Origin of the sequence: Mycobacterium sp. SP-6446 (assembly GCF_001954045.1) — a bacterium.
Lineage (GTDB): Bacteria > Actinomycetota > Actinomycetes > Mycobacteriales > Mycobacteriaceae > Mycobacterium.
In genome coordinates, this window is sequence record NZ_MBEM01000028.1 from 1 (window position 1) to 621 (window position 621).

Below are 621 nucleotides of genomic sequence, written 5' to 3' on the forward strand. Positions count from 1 at the left end.
GAGCCAAATAGACCTCACCCATCCCGCCGCTGCCCAACAGCCGCACCACGGTGAACCCGGCGAAATCCGCCCCTTCCTCTAGCGGCATGCGCCGCATACTACAAGCGCAGCCGCTGACCAGTGACATTCCCGACAAAACAGCGTCGACTCGGGACGGGACGTAGCGGTGCATTCTCCAACAACCGGTGATGGGCGTCGTTACCATTTGCGCATGCCGTTGATGAGCGGTGCCTCGTTCGCTGGCTACACCATCGTGTCGCTGTTAGGGACCGGCGCGATGGGTGAGGTCTATTTGGCTCGACATCCGCGGTTGCCCCGGCTGGAAGCGCTGAAGGTTTTGCGCGCCGATGTCTCCGCCGACTCAAGTTTTCGAGAGCGGTTCATTCGAGAGGCCGACTTAGCGTCGTCGCTGTGGCATCCGCACCTTGTTTCCGTCCATGACCGCGGCGACTGTGACGGCCAGCTGTGGATGTCGATGGACTATGTGGACGGCGCCGACTGCGCGCGCTTGCTGGCCGAGCGCTATGTCGCGGGCATGCCCGCCCAATGGGTGGCTGAAATTGTCGCTGCGATCGCCGATGCCCTTGACGACGCGCATCATCATGGACTGCTGCACCGCGA

The 621-nt window shown here is 62.6% G+C and carries 2 protein-coding genes; one reads left to right on the forward strand and one right to left on the reverse strand.

The window, feature by feature from the left end; all coding sequences use genetic code 11:
- Positions 1-88: hypothetical protein (locus A5736_RS26620; RefSeq protein WP_254848269.1), on the reverse strand; the 88-nt coding region annotated here is incomplete at its 3' end.
- Positions 89-211: 123 nt separating this feature from the next.
- Here A5736_RS26620 and A5736_RS02040 point away from each other — a divergent pair.
- A partial coding sequence (locus tag A5736_RS02040; RefSeq protein WP_175611161.1) for a protein kinase occupies positions 212-621 on the forward strand: 410 nt, incomplete at its 3' end.